The 16,918-nt window shown below is 63.4% G+C and carries 16 protein-coding genes; 10 read left to right on the top strand and 6 right to left on the bottom strand.

Annotation, left to right across the window (positions count from 1 at the left end; translation table 11 throughout):
- Positions 1–5 precede the first annotated feature (5 nt).
- Together yddG and VSR71_RS04530 are read left to right on the top strand one after the other, a co-directional pair.
- Entirely contained in the window at positions 6–950 is a 945-nt protein-coding gene (gene yddG, locus VSR71_RS04525; RefSeq protein ID WP_342913119.1) for an aromatic amino acid DMT transporter YddG, read from the top strand.
- A gap of 44 nt (positions 951–994) precedes the next feature.
- Positions 995–2,134 carry a porin gene (locus VSR71_RS04530; RefSeq protein ID WP_342912727.1) on the top strand — a complete coding sequence of 380 codons (1,140 nt, stop codon included), beginning with the start codon at positions 995–997 and terminating at the stop codon, positions 2,132–2,134.
- A gap of 28 nt (positions 2,135–2,162) precedes the next feature.
- On the opposite strand, the gene VSR71_RS04535 is transcribed toward VSR71_RS04530, so the two are convergent.
- Positions 2,163–2,933, bottom strand: coding sequence for an IclR family transcriptional regulator (locus VSR71_RS04535; RefSeq protein WP_342912728.1), 771 nt, complete (start codon positions 2,931–2,933; stop codon positions 2,163–2,165).
- Between the two features lie 95 nt (positions 2,934–3,028).
- On the opposite strand from VSR71_RS04535, the gene VSR71_RS04540 reads away from it, so the two are divergent.
- From VSR71_RS04540 to VSR71_RS04560, 5 genes are all read left to right on the top strand, one after another.
- Complete coding sequence (locus tag VSR71_RS04540; RefSeq protein WP_342912729.1) at positions 3,029–4,006, top strand: tripartite tricarboxylate transporter substrate binding protein; 978 nt, start codon at positions 3,029–3,031, stop codon at positions 4,004–4,006.
- Positions 4,007–4,053: 47 nt separating this feature from the next.
- Positions 4,054–4,737, top strand: coding sequence for an RraA family protein (locus tag VSR71_RS04545; RefSeq protein ID WP_342912730.1), 684 nt, complete (start codon positions 4,054–4,056; stop codon positions 4,735–4,737).
- Complete coding sequence (locus tag VSR71_RS04550; RefSeq protein WP_342912731.1) at positions 4,737–5,681, top strand: NAD(P)-dependent oxidoreductase; 945 nt, start codon at positions 4,737–4,739, stop codon at positions 5,679–5,681. Before VSR71_RS04545 ends, VSR71_RS04550 begins: the two co-directional genes overlap by 1 nt.
- 68 nt (positions 5,682–5,749) lie before the next feature.
- Complete coding sequence (locus tag VSR71_RS04555; RefSeq protein ID WP_342912732.1) at positions 5,750–6,703, top strand: tripartite tricarboxylate transporter substrate binding protein; 954 nt, start codon at positions 5,750–5,752, stop codon at positions 6,701–6,703.
- A gap of 50 nt (positions 6,704–6,753) precedes the next feature.
- A complete protein-coding gene (locus VSR71_RS04560; RefSeq protein WP_342912733.1) occupies positions 6,754–7,674 on the top strand; it encodes an SMP-30/gluconolactonase/LRE family protein in 921 nt (306 codons plus the stop codon).
- A 42-nt stretch (positions 7,675–7,716) separates the two neighbouring features.
- Here the strand turns inward: VSR71_RS04560 and VSR71_RS04565 are convergent, their stop codons facing one another.
- The 4 genes from VSR71_RS04565 to VSR71_RS04580 all read right to left on the bottom strand — a co-directional run bounded on the left by VSR71_RS04565 (position 7,717) and on the right by VSR71_RS04580 (position 12,053).
- Positions 7,717–8,472: a glucose 1-dehydrogenase gene (locus tag VSR71_RS04565; protein ID WP_342912734.1), complete on the bottom strand. Its 756-nt coding sequence runs from the start codon at positions 8,470–8,472 to the stop codon at positions 7,717–7,719.
- Positions 8,473–8,761: 289 nt separating this feature from the next.
- Positions 8,762–9,760, bottom strand: a complete 999-nt coding sequence (locus VSR71_RS04570; protein WP_342912735.1) for a Bug family tripartite tricarboxylate transporter substrate binding protein — start codon at positions 9,758–9,760, stop codon at positions 8,762–8,764.
- 75 nt (positions 9,761–9,835) lie between these two features.
- Positions 9,836–11,500, bottom strand: a complete 1,665-nt coding sequence (locus VSR71_RS04575; protein ID WP_342912736.1) for a long-chain-fatty-acid--CoA ligase — start codon at positions 11,498–11,500, stop codon at positions 9,836–9,838.
- A gap of 172 nt (positions 11,501–11,672) precedes the next feature.
- Positions 11,673–12,053 carry a MarR family transcriptional regulator gene (locus VSR71_RS04580; protein WP_342912737.1) on the bottom strand — a complete coding sequence of 127 codons (381 nt, stop codon included), beginning with the start codon at positions 12,051–12,053 and terminating at the stop codon, positions 11,673–11,675.
- Positions 12,054–12,234: 181 nt separating this feature from the next.
- Between VSR71_RS04580 and VSR71_RS04585 the strand changes: the two genes are divergently transcribed.
- The gene (locus VSR71_RS04585) at positions 12,235–13,389 is read left to right on the top strand and encodes an acyl-CoA dehydrogenase family protein (RefSeq protein ID WP_342913120.1); all 1,155 of its coding nucleotides are present in this window, start codon (positions 12,235–12,237) and stop codon (positions 13,387–13,389) included.
- Positions 13,390–13,401: 12 nt separating this feature from the next.
- Positions 13,402–13,854, top strand: a complete 453-nt coding sequence (locus tag VSR71_RS04590) for a PaaI family thioesterase (protein ID WP_342912738.1) — start codon at positions 13,402–13,404, stop codon at positions 13,852–13,854.
- A gap of 100 nt (positions 13,855–13,954) precedes the next feature.
- Here VSR71_RS04590 and VSR71_RS04595 read toward each other — a convergent pair whose 3' ends face one another.
- Complete coding sequence (locus tag VSR71_RS04595) at positions 13,955–15,676, bottom strand: sigma 54-interacting transcriptional regulator (protein ID WP_342912739.1); 1,722 nt, start codon at positions 15,674–15,676, stop codon at positions 13,955–13,957.
- Positions 15,677–16,020: 344 nt separating this feature from the next.
- Between VSR71_RS04595 and VSR71_RS04600 the strand changes: the two genes are divergently transcribed.
- Entirely contained in the window at positions 16,021–16,917 is an 897-nt protein-coding gene (locus tag VSR71_RS04600; RefSeq protein ID WP_342912740.1) for a VOC family protein, read from the top strand.
- The last annotated feature ends 1 nt before the right edge of the window (position 16,918 follow it).

The raw sequence follows: 16,918 nt of genomic DNA on the forward strand, positions 1-16,918 counted from the left end.
GTGTCATCCGAAGCAAGCGTCAGGCAACAGTCATCGGGCTAATCGCGATCCTGTTATGGAGTTCGATCGTCGGCCTGATCCGAGGCGTCAGTGAAAGCCTTGGCGCAACCGGCGGCGCGGCCATGATCTATACCGTTGCCTCGGTCATGCTCTGGCTGACCGTTGGCTTCGTCAGGCCAGGTGAATTGCCCCGGCGCTATCTCATCTGGGGAAGCATCCTGTTTGTTTCCTACGAGCTGTGCCTGTCCCTGTCGATCGGCTATGCCAACAGTGGCAGGCAGGCCATCGAGGTCGGCATGGTCAATTACCTGTGGCCGAGCTTCACCATGTTGTGCGCGATTGCGTTCAACGGCCAGAAATCGAACCTGCTGATCCTTCCTGGCTTTTCGATTGCCATCCTTGGCATCTGCCGGGTACTCGGGGGCGACCAGGGACTGGACCTCGCCGGGATGGCGGCAAATGTCCAGGACAACCCGCTCAGTTATGGGCTGGCTTTTGCGGGCGCGATGATCTGGGCCGCCTATTGCACCGTGACCAGCCGGATCGCGGGCGGGAAGAATGGCATCACGCTGTTCTTCATGCTGACGGCGCTGGTGCTGTGGATCAAGTATTTCACCGGCGACGGCGGGGCAATGGTGTTCAGCTACCAGGTCATCGTGTACCTGGCGCTGGCAGCTTCCGCGATGGGGTTTGGCTACGCGGCCTGGAACGTCGGCATCCTGCACGGCAACGTCTCCGTGCTTGCTGGCGCCTCCTATTTCATCCCGGTCCTTTCCGCTGCGCTGGCGGCCATGCTGTTGCGCACGCCGCTGTCAATCGCGTTCTGGAAGGGCGCATCGATGGTCTGCGCGGGTTCCATCCTGTGTTGGCTCGCCACGCGCGGACAACGTTCCCGGGCACCGGATGCGCGGGAACCGGGCGCAGTGCCTGAGCGCGCTGCCGGGCAGTGAAATCGATATAGAAACAGGACAAGAATATGTCCGCGGAGACAAAGATGAAGATTCGGTTGTCCGCTTTGCTGTGTGCGTTGTCCGCACCGGCATTCGCGCAGGGCTCGGTGACCTTGTATGGGGTGCTCGACGAGGGCCTCAACTATACGAGCAACGTCGGCGGCCACAGCATGGTGGAGATGGCAAGCGGATTTCCGCATGGCAGCCGCTGGGGCCTCAAGGGGACGGAGGACCTGGGCGGCGGCGTCAAGGCCGTGTTCCAGCTTGAGAACGGGTTCGACGTGGACAGCGGCCGCGCGTACCAGGGCGGTCTCCTGTTCGGACGCCAGGCATACGTGGGGCTTTCCAGTGACAGTGCGGGTGCGCTCACCGCCGGCCGGCAATATGACTCGGTGGTCGACTTCCTCGCGCAGAATTCCGCAGGCGGCACGTGGGGCGGCTACATGTTTGCCCACCCGTACGACAATGACAACCTGATCAACACATTCCGCGTCAATAACACTCTCAAGTACACCAGTCCTGCGTTGGGCGGCCTGAAATTCGGCGCAACGTACAGCTTCAGCGATGACGCCAGCTGGTCGAACAATCGCCAGTACAGCGTAGGCGGCCAGTATGCCAGCGGCGGGCTGGTCGTGTCGGCAGCCTATCTGCGGGCCGACAATCCGTCGGCCACGTCCTACGGTGCGATCAACAACGGCGGCGACCAGAACCTGCTGGGCAGCAGGCTGAGGATCTTTGGCGCGGGAGCCACTTATTCCATTGGCAAGGCAGCGCTGGGAGTCGTGTATTCCGATGCCGATGTGGAAAATCCGCAAAGCTCCGGCTATGTCGGGCCGATCGTCCCGCCGGCGGGGTCGCTGTCTTCGCTCAGGTTCCAGAACTTCGAGGTCAATGCCAAGTACCAGTTTGGCGCCTCGTATTGGGCGGGGGTGATGTACACCTATACGCGCGCAAGCGTCAGCGCGACATCCGGCAGGCAGCATCCCGTCTACCATTCGATCGGCATGATGGCGGATTACCAGCTGTCGAAGCGGACCGATGTCTATCTGCAGGGGATGTACCAGCGCGTTGGCGGCGATGCCACCGGTACGGTTCTCGATGCCGCTTTTATCGCCGGGGCGGCCAATGTCTCGTCCAACCGGAACCAGCTGTTGCTGCGCACCGGGATCCGGCACTTCTTCTGAGGCAGGTAATCCGTCGGCTCCTGTCCCGTCAAGGATGCCAGGTCGACGGCCGTTCAATCTGCATGGCAGGCCGCTGGCTGCCTGCCATCGCGTACGACAGCTTGGTCGCCGCATCGACCACGGTCTGCGCCAGCTCCAGCAACCGCTCTTCGCCGAGCCGGGAAGTCGGGCCTGAAATACACATCGAGCCCAGCAGGCGCCAGTGCAACCCGAACACCGGCGCGGAAACGCTGGAGACTTCGGGTTCGCGCTCGCCGAGGGACAGGTGGAATCCGCGGCGCCGGATCATTTCATAAAGCTCGCCCGATTCGCCTGAGAAAGCCAGGATGACCCGTCCGGGCGAGCCGCTGTCCAGCGGCAGTGCCGCGCCGATCCTGACGTGATGGCGGATGGCCTGCGGGCCTTCGACACGGACCAGGCAGGTTCGCTGCTGACCCTCGCGGACGTAGAACGAAGCGCTTTCGCCGGTCCTGATCGTCAGCTCCCGCAGCACGGGCTCCACCACTTCCTGCACATTGAACGTTGCCTGGTAACACGCGCCCAGCCATCCCGCCGCGCGGCCGAGCCGCCAGCTGCCGTCTTCCTTCTGTACCAGGTAGTTGTCCGCCGCCAGCGTGCGCGCTAGCCGCAGCACCGTGGTCTTGTGGATGCCGGTGCGCCGGCTGAGTTCCGCCAGCGACAACTGCGGGTCGTTGACGCCGAACGCTTCCAGCACGCGCAAGGCGCGCGTCACAGCGATCACGGCGCTCGGCCCCTCATTGCCATCTGAGGCGGATTGCGCATCACTTTTTGGGTTCATGGGACGAAATGCGGTGCACGGTGTGAAACGGCATTGTATGCCGTGAAACGAGCGACCACAATCCGAATCACAACGAAACCAGATTCGGAGACACCATGAAGGCAATATTCCGCCGCGGCATTCTGGCCCTTGCCGGCCTCCTGATGGCAACCGCCACCGTCCACGCCGCGCCCCAGTATCCCGCCAAGCCCATCCGCGTCATCGTCCCGTTCCCCGCCGGCGGCGGCACCGACATCATCGCGCGGGAAGTGACCAATACCGTCGGCAGGTCGACCGGCTGGGTGTTCGTCGTGGAAAACAAGCCGGGCTCCGGCGGCAACCTCGGCGTGGACGCGGCGGCCAAGGCGCCCGCCGATGGCTACACCATCGCCATGGGGCAGACCAGCAACCTTGCCATCAATCCTTCGCTGTACGAACGGCTGCCGTATGACCCGCTGAAGGACCTTGCGCCGATCAGCCTGGTCGCCTCCGCGCCGCTGGTGCTGGTGACGCACGTCAACTCGCCGTACAAGACGATGAAGGACGTGATGCAGTCCGCCAGGACAAAGCCCGGATCGCTGAATTTCGCCTCGCCGGGCAACGGCACCGTTGCGCACCTGGGTGGCGAGCAGCTGCAAGGCACCGCGAAAGTGAAGTTCACCCACGTGCCGTACAAGGGCGCGGCCCAGGCGGTCAACGACCTGATGGGCGGGCAGGTCGACCTGTACATGGCGTCCGTGCCGACGCTGCTCGGGCATATCAAGAACAACAAGCTGCGGCCGCTCGCGGTGACGTCATCGAAGCGCTTGCAAGACCTGCCCCAGGTGCCCACCGTTGCCGAGTCGGGCTATCCCGGCTTCGAGACGGCGACCTGGTTCGGCTTCGTCGCGCCCGCCGCGACACCGAAGGAAATCGTCGCGCGCCTGAATGCCGAGTTCAACAAGGCGCTCCAGTCCCCGGCGCTCGCCAAAAAGCTGAATGAACAAGGCGCGTCGGTGCTCGGCGGCACACCCGAAGCATTCACCGCGCTGATCAGGCAGGACATCGGACGCTGGGCAGCGGTCATCAAGGCCTCCGGCGCGAAGCTGGATTGATCGACGCCCGTATCCCTTACCCATTTCTCGTATTGCCGGAGTTCTCCATGACGTTGCCCAATATCATCAAATCGTTCGATCGCGTTCCCGCCGACATCGTCGCGCGCGCCGCCCGGTTCCAGCCGGCCATCCTCTCGGATGTCGGCGGACGCCGCGGTGCCCTGCATGGCCGCATCAAAGCCCTGCGCCCGACCATGAAGGTCGCCGGCCCGGCATTTACTGTCGAAGTCCGTCCCGGCGACAACCTGATGATCCATGCAGCCCTGGCGCTTGCGCAGCCCGGCGATGTGCTGGTCGTGGACGGCAAGGGCGACCAGACCTCGGCGCTGATGGGAACCATCATGATGCATGCCGCCCGCCAGCGCGGCCTGGCCGGTGTCGTCATCGATGGCGCGGTGCGGGACAGCCTCGAGCTGGACGACATGCAGTTCCCGGTCTTCTCGGTGGGCACGAATCCGAATGGCCCGACCAAGGAAGTCGGCGGCCGCATCGGGCATCCGATTTCGGTCGGGGGCGTGACGGTGAACCCCGGCGACTATATCTGCGGCGATGCCGATGGCCTGGTCGTGGTCGAGCGCGAGAAGATCGAAGCCCTGCTCGATGCCGCCGCAAAGAAGGAGGAAGCGGAAGCCAGGCGCATCGCCCAGATCAGGGAGGGCAACACCAACGCGCCCTGGCTGCTGGCATCGCTGGTGACGGCCGGCGTCCTGAAAGAGGGAGAGGCATTGTGATGAACCGGCCAGTCATTATCGTCACGGGTGCGGACCTGGCACCGGAAGCCCTCGCTCTGCTCGGTGGCTACGAGGTCGTATTCGCCGGCAAGACGCCCCAGGCCGCCGACCTGGTCGCGCTGGCGGCGAAGCACAACCCGGTCGGCATGATCGTGCGCTACGGCAGCGTGACGGCCGAAGTCATGGATGCGGCACCAGCCTTGCGTGTGATTTCGAAGCACGGCACCGGCACCGACACCATCGACAAGGCCGCTGCCGAGGCACGCGGCATCGAGGTGACCGCCGCGGCCGGGGCCAATGCGGCCGCCGTTGCCGAGCATGCGCTGGCGCTGATGCTTGCCTGCGCCAAGTCGGTGGTGCAGCTGGATGCGCGCATGCATGCCGGCCACTGGGACAAGGCCACCCACAAGAGCCTGGAACTGAATGGCCTGACCATCGGCCTCATTGGCCTGGGCGCGATCGGGCGACGGTTCGCCAGGATGTGCGATGCCATCGGCATGCGTGTGATCGGCTTCGATCCGTTTGCCACGGACCTGCCGGACTATATCGAGGCCGTGCCGCTGGAAAGGATCTGGCAGGATTCCGATGTCATCTCGCTGCAATGCCCGTTGACGGCCGATAACAAGGAGATGGTCAATGCCGGTACGCTGGCGCAGTGCAAGCGCGGCGTGATCCTCATCAATACTGCGCGCGGCGGGCTGATCGACGAAGCGGCGCTGCTCGAAGCTGTCCGCTCGGGCCACGTGGCCGCTGCCGGCCTGGACAGCTTTGCGCACGAGCCGATGCAGGCACCGCATATTTTCCATGGGCAGCCGGGCTTTGTGCTGAGCCCGCATATCGGTGGCGTGACCAGCGCCGCCTACGTCAACATGGGAGTCGCCGCGGCGAACAATACCCTGGCGGTCCTGCGCAAGGTGGCCGAGCCGGCGCCTGGACAGCACTAGCCCCGATACCCTGAAAAAATGTTCGCGCGAATGGAGACAGCATGAATTTCAATACAGGCGCAGCCTCGATGTTCCGGGCGCTGGCGATCGCCACCCTTGCCGCCATGTCGATGGCGGCGCAAGCGCAGGGATGGCCGGCCAAGCCGGTCAAGATCATCGTTCCTTACCCGCCGGGCGGCGCCGTGGACGCCGTCACCCGCAAGATGGCGCAGCGTCTCTCCGAGCAGACGGGCCAGAGTTTCTATGTCGAGAACAAGGCCGGCGCGACCGGCACGATCGGCACGGCCCAGGTCGCGCGCGCCGCGCCGGATGGCTACACGCTGCTCGCCAACGATACGACTTACGCGCTGCTGCCTCACATCTTCAAGTCGCTTCCCTTCGATCCGGCGAAAGACCTGCAGCCTGTCGCAGCATACGTGTTTGCCCCGATGGGCGTGGTGGTCAAGGCTGACGGAAAGTACAAGACGCTGGCCGACCTGATTACCGCGGCGAAGTCCGACGACAAGGTGTCCTACGGATCGGGTGGGCCGGGGTCGACCCCACATTTCGCCAGCGAAGCCCTGGGCCTCGCCGCGGGAACGCACTTCATGCACGTGCCATTCAAGGGCGCGGGCGAGGCCACCGTCGCGCTGCTGAGCGGTACCGTGGACTTCCAGATGGCTTCCATTCCGGGCGTGATCGGGCAGGTCAAGGGCAACAAGCTGGCGGTGCTGGCCGTCAGCGGTACCAAACGCTTGCCCGCGCTGGCCGGCGTGCCCACGTTTGCCGAAGCCGGCGTCAAGGATTACGGTGTCATCAATTTCACCGGTTTGTGGGCGCCAAAGGGCACGCCGGCCGACGTGCTCGACCGCATCCAGAAAGAGGTCGGCAAGGCCATGGCGACCCGGGACATGCAGTCCTATGCTGAGAGTATCGGCGCCGAGCCGGGCTATTGGGATGCCGGCGCATTCAGGACCGAAATGACCAGCAGGACGGCATTCTGGGGGAAGGTCGCCCGCGGTACCGGGTTTCAGAAGCAGTAACGGATGCGCCACCGCGACAAGGCACGAACAACAGGAACAGGCGTCGAGACATGTTTCTACTGAATTCACCGGTCATCCGTGAGGCCGTGTCGTTCTCCAGCCTTCCCGCGCGCTATCGCCATGCGCGGCGAAGCGAATGGTCCAGGGCGAACCAGGGTGGCCGCGAGATCGATTCCTTTCTGGAAGGCCCGGTCGTCGACGACGCCGGCAACCTGTACGTCACCGATATCCCCAATGGCCGGATCTTCAGGGTTGACCGGAAAGGCGATTGGGACGTGGTTGCCGAATGGGACGGCGAGCCCAATGGCATGAAGTTTCTGGACGCGGCGCGTCTGTTGGTCACGGACTACCGCAACGGGCTGATGGAAGTCGACCTGCGCGCCGGCAGTGTCCGTCCGTACCTGCCACGCCGCAATACCGAAAGCTTCAAGGGCGTGAATGACCTGACGCTGGATTCGCACGGGAATATCTATTTCACCGACCAGGGACAGACCGGCCTGCATGACCCCAGCGGCCGGGTATACCGGCTGACCCGGGAAGGGCGGCTCGAACTGCTGCTTGGCAATGTGCCAAGCCCGAACGGCATCGTGCTGTCGCCAGACGAGCGCTTCCTGTTCGTCGCCGTCACGCGGGGCAATTGCGTCTGGCGCATGCCCTTGCAGGAAGACGGCAGCGTATCCAAGGCCGGGCAATTCTTCACGTCATACGGCCCCAGCGGGCCGGACGGCCTCGCCATGGACGTCGATGGGCGCCTGCTTGTCGCCAATCCGGGGCTTGCCTATGTCTGGGTGCTCAATCACCGGGCCGAGCCGGTCGAGGTGATTCGTGGCACTCCGGGCCACTCGCTGACGAACGTCGCCTTCGGCGGAGAGGACCGGCGGGCGCTCTACGTTACCGATTCGAGCGCGGGCGAAATCCTGCAAGTCGGCATGTCGGTCCCCGGCGTGAGGCCCCCGTACCTGGCGAAGTAAGCCGGACGAAGGATGTCCGCTCAGCACAGGTCGGCGCGGGAATCACCAGATGGTGAAGCCCCCATCGACAGCGATGGCCTGGCCCGTGACAAAGCCAGCGCCCGGGGAGCAGAGCCACATGACCGTGCCCGCAATATCAGCCGGCTCCCCTAGCCGTTGCATTGGCGTAGCCAACCTAAGCTGCGCCATGTCCTGCTGATTCTCCGGGCGGTCCGTGATGGCTGTGTGCGCGATGCCTCCGGGACAGATGGCATTGACGCGAATGCCACGGCTGGCATAGTCGACGGCCACCGACCGTGTCAGCCCTATCACACCTGCTTTCGAGGCCGAGTATGCCGAGAGCCCCGGCCCGCTGACGAGTCCCATGATGGAGGATGTGTTCACGATCACGCCGCCACCGTGCTCCAGCATCCATGCACATTGATGCTTCATGCACAGCCAGACCCCCTTCAGGTTCACGGCAATCGCTTTATCCCATTCTTCCTCGGATAACTCGGTGATCGGCATTCCGCGGGGCGCTATGCCTGCATTGTTGAACGCGTAGTCAAGGCGGCCGAACGAGCCGATGGTCTCGCCGATTGCCCTGGCAACGTCTGCGCCCTGCGAAACGTCCGCGCGAACAAACAGTGCCCTCGAGCCGGCCTTCTCGATTTCATGGGCTGTTTCTTCAGCAGCGGTGACTGCGGTGTCCAATAATGCGACATCGGCACCAGCGCTGGCAAAGCTCAGTGCGGTCTGGCGGCCGATGCCAGTCGCCGCGCCGGTTACCAACGCAACCTTACCTTCGAATGACTTCATTGGAAGCTCCATGGCCATATATGGAAATGCAGGACGCCGCTTCATAATGTCATCCCTCGCATGTCCGGTTGTGCTCCAGGCACGATCACGTTTGTCGCGCTGCACCCCAACCGCGCGCGAAAAGCGGATGGCTTCGTCGAGCGCAACTCTGCTGGCCGATGGCGTTTCCCGCATCGTTCAATTGGACTAGCCGGAAATAGCCGGAATCCGTTCGGAATGGTCAACGGCCTCGGGCACACCCGGAGCAATGTCCTGGCGCAATACCCCGGCCGGGAGCCGGGAGGGCCAACTACGATTCCGCAGTGAAGCCAACGGAAGCAACCAGTTTGGCCCAACGGGCAGTATCAGCGCGCAGGGTGGCATCCAGGTCTGCGGGAGTCGACGGCGCGGGTTCGAGTCCGAAGGCGGCAAGGCTCTCGACGACATCAGGATGCGAAAGCGCTGTGCGTACCGCGGCGTTCAGGTTCTGGATCGTCGCCGCACTGCTGCGAGCGGGAAGGAAGAAGCCGTACCATTCGCTGAATGCCATGCCCTTGTAGCCTTGCTCGACGAAGGTCGGCACGTTGGGGAAGAAACGACTGCGGCTGGCGCCAGATGTCCCCAGCACGCGGCACTTGCCGGCGGACGCAAATTTCATGAACTCTCCGAGCGGTCCACACACGGCCGGAATCTGTCCGCCGACCAGGTCGAGCAACGCAGCCTGTGTGCCGCGGAATCCGATGTGAGTCAACTCCACGCCTGCCGCGCGACCAAGCAGAATGCCGATAAAGTGCAGGGTCGAGCCTGTTGCCGGAGAGCCGAAGCTTGCCTTGCCCGGATTCGCTTTGCACCAGGCCAGAAACTCGGGGACAGTCCGTACGGAATCCGGGACAGCGGGGCCTACCGCCAGAACATAATCAAAGGAGACCGCCTTCGTCACCGGAACAAGATCTGTCCGTGGGTCATAGGAGAGATGCTTGTACGTGTGCGGATAGACGCCGAGGATCGACATCGGCGTCAGAAGCATCGTATTGCCGTCCGGAGCGGCAGCTCGCATGGCCTGCGCGGCGATTTGCCCGGCCGCCCCGGCGCGGTTATCGACGATGACTGCCTTGGCGTAACCACCCTGCATCTTCTCCGCCAGGCGGCGAGCCAGGACGTCCGGCGTGCCACCGGGCGGGAAGCCGACAAGAATGCGCGCGGTGTCGCTTTGTGCGAGTGCGACACCGGGCAGGGCTGCAAGCCCGGCGGAAGTCGCCGCGGCGGTAGTCGCTGTGGATGCCAGGAACTGGCGTCGGGTCATGGTCATTTCTGTCTCCTCCGGTGTCTTTGTAGGGATTGCCGCCGGACGCGTACCGGTCGCGTCCGTCCGGGTAGGGACTCGCTAGGTCCCGGTGTAACGCTGCCGAAGCGCCAGCTTGTTGATCTTGCCGACTGACGTCCTCGGCAGAGCCGGGACGATCTCGATGTGCTCAGGCACCATCCATTTCGGGAATTGGTTCAGGAGGTGCTCACGAAGCTGCTGCCCGGTGAGCGATGCACCCGCGCGCGGGGCTACAAGCGCCAGGGGACGCTCACTCCAGTGCGGATCCGGCACGGCGATGACTGCGGCTTCCAGTACGTCGGGGTGTTCGCACAAGGCGTTCTCCATGTCGATGGAGCTGATCCATTCGCCGCCGGACTTCACCAGATCCTTAAGCCGGTCCACGAGCCACAGATAGCCGTCGGGCGAGATCCGGACAATATCCCCCGTCTTCAGCCAGCCATCGTCGCTGACTGCCGGCAGAGGACCCGCAATACCGACATAGGCTGAAGTCACCCAGGGTCCGCGTACCTGCAGTTCGCCCAGTGCCTTGCCGTCCCACGGCAGAGCGTCTCCAGCGTCGCCGACGTGGCGTATCTCGATGAAGGGCAGTGGCAGGCCGTTGCTGCAGCGGATCTGCAGGCGTTGGGCGGCGTCTGCGCCGTCGTACTCGGGACGCAACCAGGTCTGCGTGCCGATCGGCGAGCACTCCGTCATGCCCCAGCCGGTCTGCAGCCAGACGCCTAATGCGTCGAAGCGGCGGAACATTTCTGGCGGCGGCGCCGAGCCGCCTGCATAAATGCGCAGACCTGGCTGCAGTCGCCAGCGGGTGGGGGCGGCATCGACAGCGGCGAGCACGTCGGTCCAGACAGTGGGGACACCGAACGTGGCCGTGACGCGCTCGCTGTCGAGCAGGTCGAGGATGTCGCGGCTCGATGGCCGGGCGCCAGTCAGCACCAGTTTCGCCCCCAGTAGCACGGCGGTATAAGGCATGGACCATCCGTTGACGTGAAACATAGGCGTCAGCGGCATCAGGGTATCTCGCCCGGAGATGCCAAATGCGTCGGGCAGCGAGGCAGCGAGACCATGCAGAAGGATGGAGCGGTGGGAATAGACCACGCCCTTGGGCCGGCCGGTGGTTCCGGACGTGTAGCAGACTGAAACCGGTGCGGTTTCGTCGACGGGAGTGGACGGCCAGGCGCGCGGCACTACGTCGTCGCGCACCAGATCCTGCCAGCGGGGCAACCCGGCAGTGCGCGCGGCCATGCCGTCGCCGTGCACGATGACCAGCGGAACGGCCACCAGCCCGTGCACCTCCCGCCAGAGCGGGAGGAGGTCCTCGTCGATGAGCAGGGCGACATCGCCGGCGTCGGCAATGATATAGGCGATTTCCTGCGCGGACAGACGGGGATTGATGGGATGCAGTACCGCGTCCAGTGCGGGCACCGCGTAATAGGCGGCCAGATGGCGATCGTGATTCCACATCAGGGTGGCCACCCGTTGGCCCGGCTGCACTCCACGTTCCGCCAGGACTGTGGCCAGGCGCCGCGCTTCCAGGGCGACATCGGCATAGGTGCGACGCGAAATTACGCCTGGCGCCGTGCGGGTGACAATCTCGCGCGTCGGGAACAATTGCTCGGCCCTGCGCATGACGTCTGTCACGCGCAGGGGCCGATCCATCATCGTGCACGGTAGCGCCTGGAGGGCGCGGTTGCGGCGGCACGCCTCAAATTCGGTCGGGTCCATGGTCTCCTTGCCGGACGATCAGCGCACCGGTTCATCCCGGCGTCACGGATCTGAATGTCAATGTACCTTGACGATTCCGTCATTCTTCGGTGGAGACCGATATTTGTCAAGTTACCCTGACAACATTTCGGATTGGGGATTTCCCGTGGGATTGTGTGAGTGGTGGTACCAGTCAGGCCTGTTCGTCCTCCGACCACGCCTTTCCGAGGATCCTGCGCAGCGTTGCCAGATCGTCGTTACCGATCCGCTTTGCGAGTTCGTCTTCGACCGACTCGAAGTCCTTTGCAGCCACCGCCGACATCGTCCAGCCCTTTTCAGTGAAGCGTAGCAGCCTGACGCGGCCATCCAGCTCGCTTGGCACAAATTCGACCAGCCCCAGCCGCGCAGCCTCGTTGGCGAGTTGGTGGACGGCCTGGCGCGATACAGCCAGGTGGCGTGCGAGTTCTGACAGGCTTACCGGTGGCCCCACCATATGGGCAAACATCTTGTTCATGGCTGGCGTCACCTCGCCATAGCCGTTGCGCTGTGCACCCTCCATGACGCGCGCTTCCATCCATTCCATCCTTGCAAGCAAGAGATCGCGCAGGAATGGCTTCCGAGTCTTCTTCAATTACCTTCCTTGTTTGTCAATGTTTGTTGACATTATATCCTGAGCACTACATCATCCGCTCGTCATCCGCCAGCACACTTGTCAGGCGCGGATCATATCGATTACCGGAGACATCACTATGCACATCCTACCGCGCACACTGTTCAGCGCGGAGCACGACGCGTTCCGTGAGCAGGTCAGGCGCTTCTGCGAGCGCGAAATCGTTCCCTATCATGAGGACTGGGCTGCCGTTCATCAGGTGCCGCGCGAGCTGTGGCGGCAGGCGGGTGCAAACGGCATGCTGTGCTGCTGGATCAACGAAGCGCTCGGCGGGCCGGGCGCAGACCTGTTGTTCGACTTCATCGTGAGTGAAGAACTCGGCCGCGTGGGAGCGACGGGCCCTGGCTTCCCGCTGCACTCGGTGATCGTTGCGCCGTATATTGTCCGGCATGGCGCCGATGCACTGAAGCAGCGGCTACTTCCCGGAATGGCCGACGGCAGCCTGATTGGCGCCATTGCCATGACGGAACCGGGCGCGGGCAGCGACGTGGCAGCCATCGGCACACGTGCGGAGAAGCAGGGCAGCCACTGGGTGATGAATGGCCAGAAGACTTTCATTACTAACGGCCATCACAGCGACGTGATTGTGGTGGCGTGCAAGACTGACAGGGCAGCAGGGGCGCGTGGCGTTTCGCTGATGGTCGTCGAGGCGGACATGGCCGGCTTCTCGCGCGGCCGCAATCTCCATAAGATTGGCCAGCACGCCCAGGATACGGCAGAGCTCTTCTTCGAGAACGTGCGAATTCCGGAAAGTCACGTTCTTGGTGAGATTGGCGGAGGGTTTCGCTATCTGATGGAAGGGCTGGCGCAGGAGCGCCTGCTTGTGTCGGTACAGTGTCAGGCGCGTGCCGAAGCTGCCCTGGCATGGACACGCGACTACGTGCGCGAGCGCAAGGCCTTCGGGCAGGCGCTGAGCGGCTTCCAGAACACACGCTTCGGCCTCGCTGGCATCTTTGCCGAATTGCAGGCCGGCCGCGCCTATTGCGACCAACTCGTAGCGCTGCATCTCGCAGGGCGGCTCGACGCGGCTTCGGCATCCGCTGGCAAGCTGTGGCACACCGAGATGCTGGGTCGCGTGGTCGATGCCTGCCTGCAACTGCACGGTGGTTATGGCTACATGGCGGAGTTTCCCATCGCGAGAGCTTACGTCGATGCGCGCATCGAACGGATCTACGCAGGGACTTCAGAAATCATGAAGGAAATTATCGCCCGGCACGTGCTGGATGAGCGGACACACTAGCCTGGAGAACCAATGGTGCAGCCGAATACAGATCAAGCCGTCATCCGGCGCTTCCAGGCCCGGCCGGACACACCGTGCCCCGTGGATTCCAACTCGATGGCTATCGCGCTGGGTGCCAGGCTGGTACGCATCGACGAGGAGGGCGCCGTGACGCTTTCGTTTTCGCCGGAACCCCTGTTCATTCAGGGCGCAGGCGTGCTGCAGGGTGGTGCCGTTTCAGCGATGCTCGATTTCGCCATGGCGTTCGCCGTACTTGCGGCACTGCCAGACGGACGGACTTGCGCGACGGTCAATCTTGCGACCGCTTTCTTGCGTCCGGCGCCGCGTGGAGACTACCTGGCCGTCGGCCGGATCGAGCGCAAGGGCAGCGCAGTTGCCTTCGCGCAATCAGTGCTGATGCCAGTGGATGCGCCTGCGCGTTTGGTCGCTTCGGCCTCGTCGACGTTGATGCTGGGCGCGGGGTAAGCCATTGCGGCAGGAGAATCCCGCCTGATCGCAACGATCCGCTATGGCGTCACCGTGTCGGGAGGCTGAACAAGGCGTTCCATCTTTATCGAGCATCGCACTACAGGCGCTTGCGCCGGTAGAGTAACTGACCCCGGGAGATTCCGAGCAACGCCGCGGCGCGTGACATGTTGCCACCCGCATGTTCGATCGCGGCTTCGACCATGGTGTTCTCCATCCCCTCGAGCGTCAGGCCGCGATCTTTCATCAGGCCGCCAACAATCTCCGCGAGCGAAGGCGCAGGCTTCTCCGGCGACTCCGGGACTGCCGGCGCATGCCGGGACACAGGCGCAACCCGCGTCGAGGTGTCAATTCTTTCGCGCGCCAAATCCTTCATGAGGACGACGTGTACTGCATCGAGTGCGCGGCCATCCTCGGCGAGGATCACAGCGCGCTCGACCACGTTGGAGAGTTCCCGGATATTGCCGGGCCATGCATAGCCGAGCAGCAACGACATGGCTTCGGGGGTCAGGCCATACACGTCTCGGCCATAGGCCTCGGCAAAGCGTTGCATGAAATGCTCAATCAAGATCGGGAGATCTTCCTTGCGCTGACGTAGCGGCGGAATCTCGATCGGAAACACGTGTAGACGGAAGAACAGATCCTCACGGAACCGTCCCGCGCAAACCGCCGCCCACAGATCATCGTTCGTTGCGGCGATGATGCGCACGTTGGCCTGGCGCGCCGTGCCGCTGCCGAGCCTCTCGAACTGCCCGGTCTCGAGCACGCGCAACAGCTTGCTCTGCGCGATGAGTGGGAGCGTGGCGACCTCATCCAGGAATAAGGTACCGCCTTCGGCCAGCTCGAAGCGTCCGGCACGCGCGGCGTCTGCGCCGGTGAATGCCCCGCGTTCAACGCCGAACAGCTCGGATTCCATCAGTGTTTCGGGAATCGTGGCGCAGTTGATGGCGACGAACGGGCCGCCGGCTCGCCGGCTCTGTTCGTGCAGCAGCCGCGCGAAAGTACTCTTTCCGACGCCGCTCTCGCCGAGCAGCAGCACCGTGGCGCCCGTTCCGGCAACACGATTGATCTTGCCAACGACGGCCTGGTACGCCGGCGAAAGACCCACCACGTCCGAGCGGCTCTTTGACTGTTCAAGCGCGGCGAGGGCGCTCCGGTGCTTGCTCGCGTCGCCACGTGTCTTCAACCCAAGGGCTTCGCGAAGTACCGGCGCTTTCAGGAACTGGAGATCCGCTTCGGCATCTTCCCACTCGCTTGCCGGCCGCGCGATCACGCGGCACGCGTCGAAGCCCATTGCCCGGCATTCTATTTCGCGCGCAATGATCAGCTTGCCCACACAGGCGCTGAGGTAGCCGCTCGCGTAGCCAGTCTCGAGCCAGCACACCGGCGTGGTCTGCGCGTTGTCCTGCGCCGCGTAGTGCTCGTCCTCGAACGAGTGCTTCCACAGGAACTCCAGTGAACAGAGGCCCTTTTCGATATCAAGGTCCGCACTGACTAACTCGACCAGCGCGACGCCCTGCAGTGCATGCAGCTGCCCGCCACGCGAAAGGAGATCGAAAATGCTCTCCTCCGGTGTATGCAGTTGCAACGCCAACTGAGCGTCGCGCGTGCCGGTGGAAAACCCTATGCGAGTCAGCAGGGTACGTGCCGTCTGGCTGCCCAGCGACGCGATCAGTTCGCTGCGCAAGTCATGGAGTGACGCGGTATGCATCAGGATCATCCGCTGGTCACCCAGGATGATTTCAGCGCGCTCGGCGCTGAACTTGAGCCTCGCCTCGATTAGTGCGTCCGGCAATGTCGGACTTGGGTAGATGCTCTGCACTCCAGTCTCCAGATTCATTCTTATGGCTTGCCCTGTCTCGCTGCGCCCCGATGGCGCCCGGCGCCTCGTTCACGCGGCCCGCAAAATTTTTCAGTGGCCGTCTATTTTTCGACGTCGCCTGTGAATTTTCAATAGGGACACCACTACCCACAGAATTGCTGCGATGCGGGATAACGACGCGTGCCGAATCTGCATCGCGTCGTTAATCCGCGCGATTCCAGGAAAAGCGTGGCTGTGTGCGATGCAGCAATCGTGCGATGGCACGGTGGTTGCGTAAAGAGCGCCGCTCCGAAGTGTGAAAAGCATCGGTGCACAAACCAGCAATCAAGGGGACAAGGAAACGTATGGCAATTTCCGCATTGGGTTATGTGGTCGTCGAAGCGAGCGACCTCAAGGCGTGGGCTGACTACGCGCGAAACATACTGGGTGTCGAGTGCAACGAAGTGGAAGGCGCGCTCGAACTGCGGATCGACGACCGCGCCTGGCGCATTCGTGTCGAACAAGGCCCTTCGGATGACGTGAAGTCCGTCGGCTTCGAGACATCTACGCCGGTCGCGTTCTCCAACGCGTTGGCGGCGCTCGATGCACAAGGCGTGAAGTACACGAAGGATGCAGCGCTGGCCAGGCAGCGTGGCGTGGTCGAGTTGGCGACCTTCGTCGATCCGGCAGGCGTCACGGTGGAGGTGTTCTACGGCGGGACGCGGATATTCCAGCGTCCGTTCGTGTCGCCCGCCGGTGTGAAAGGCTTCGTCACCGGCGAACAAGGCATGGGTCATATCGTCATCGCCGTGCCTGATCCGGAGGTCTATCAAGCCTTCTGGAGCAAGCTCGGCTTCCGCCTGAGCGACTACATCGAGTTCCAGCCGGCCCCGGGCATTCATGCCAACGTGACGTTCATGCACTGTAATCCGCGCCACCACACGCTGGCGTTTGCCTGCGTTCCCGGCGCAAAGAAAATCGTCCACCTGATGCTGCAGGCCAATCATCTCGATGATGTCGGACTGGCGCGCGATCGCGCCAGGAAAGCCGGGGTACCGATTGCCTGGGACTTCGGCCGCCACACCAACGACCACATGACCTCTTTCTACATGCTGTCGCCCTCCAGGTGGGAACTGGAGTTCGGCTGGGGAGCGCGCGAAATTGACGACGCGACCTGGACCGTGGAACGTCACGATTCCATCAGCATCTGGGGCCACGAGCTGACCATCAACCCGGAGGAGCGCGCCCATGCCAATGCCTGAC

This window comes from Cupriavidus oxalaticus (assembly GCF_038900635.1).
Taxonomy (GTDB): domain Bacteria; phylum Pseudomonadota; class Gammaproteobacteria; order Burkholderiales; family Burkholderiaceae; genus Cupriavidus; species Cupriavidus oxalaticus_B.

Coding starts and splice junctions, on each gene's coding strand:
- VSR71_RS04530 (WP_342912727.1), top strand. CDS start 995: ATGAAGATTCGGTTGTCCGCTTTGCTGTGTGCGTTGTCCGCACCGGCA.
- VSR71_RS04535 (WP_342912728.1), bottom strand. CDS start 2,933: ATGAACCCAAAAAGTGATGCGCAATCCGCCTCAGATGGCAATGAGGGG.
- VSR71_RS04540 (WP_342912729.1), top strand. CDS start 3,029: ATGAAGGCAATATTCCGCCGCGGCATTCTGGCCCTTGCCGGCCTCCTG.
- VSR71_RS04545 (WP_342912730.1), top strand. CDS start 4,054: ATGACGTTGCCCAATATCATCAAATCGTTCGATCGCGTTCCCGCCGAC.
- VSR71_RS04550 (WP_342912731.1), top strand. CDS start 4,737: ATGAACCGGCCAGTCATTATCGTCACGGGTGCGGACCTGGCACCGGAA.
- VSR71_RS04555 (WP_342912732.1), top strand. CDS start 5,750: ATGTTCCGGGCGCTGGCGATCGCCACCCTTGCCGCCATGTCGATGGCG.
- VSR71_RS04560 (WP_342912733.1), top strand. CDS start 6,754: ATGTTTCTACTGAATTCACCGGTCATCCGTGAGGCCGTGTCGTTCTCC.
- VSR71_RS04565 (WP_342912734.1), bottom strand. CDS start 8,472: ATGAAGTCATTCGAAGGTAAGGTTGCGTTGGTAACCGGCGCGGCGACT.
- VSR71_RS04570 (WP_342912735.1), bottom strand. CDS start 9,760: ATGACCATGACCCGACGCCAGTTCCTGGCATCCACAGCGACTACCGCC.
- VSR71_RS04575 (WP_342912736.1), bottom strand. CDS start 11,500: ATGGACCCGACCGAATTTGAGGCGTGCCGCCGCAACCGCGCCCTCCAG.
- VSR71_RS04580 (WP_342912737.1), bottom strand. CDS start 12,053: ATGGAAGCGCGCGTCATGGAGGGTGCACAGCGCAACGGCTATGGCGAG.
- VSR71_RS04590 (WP_342912738.1), top strand. CDS start 13,402: ATGGTGCAGCCGAATACAGATCAAGCCGTCATCCGGCGCTTCCAGGCC.
- VSR71_RS04600 (WP_342912740.1), top strand. CDS start 16,021: ATGGCAATTTCCGCATTGGGTTATGTGGTCGTCGAAGCGAGCGACCTC.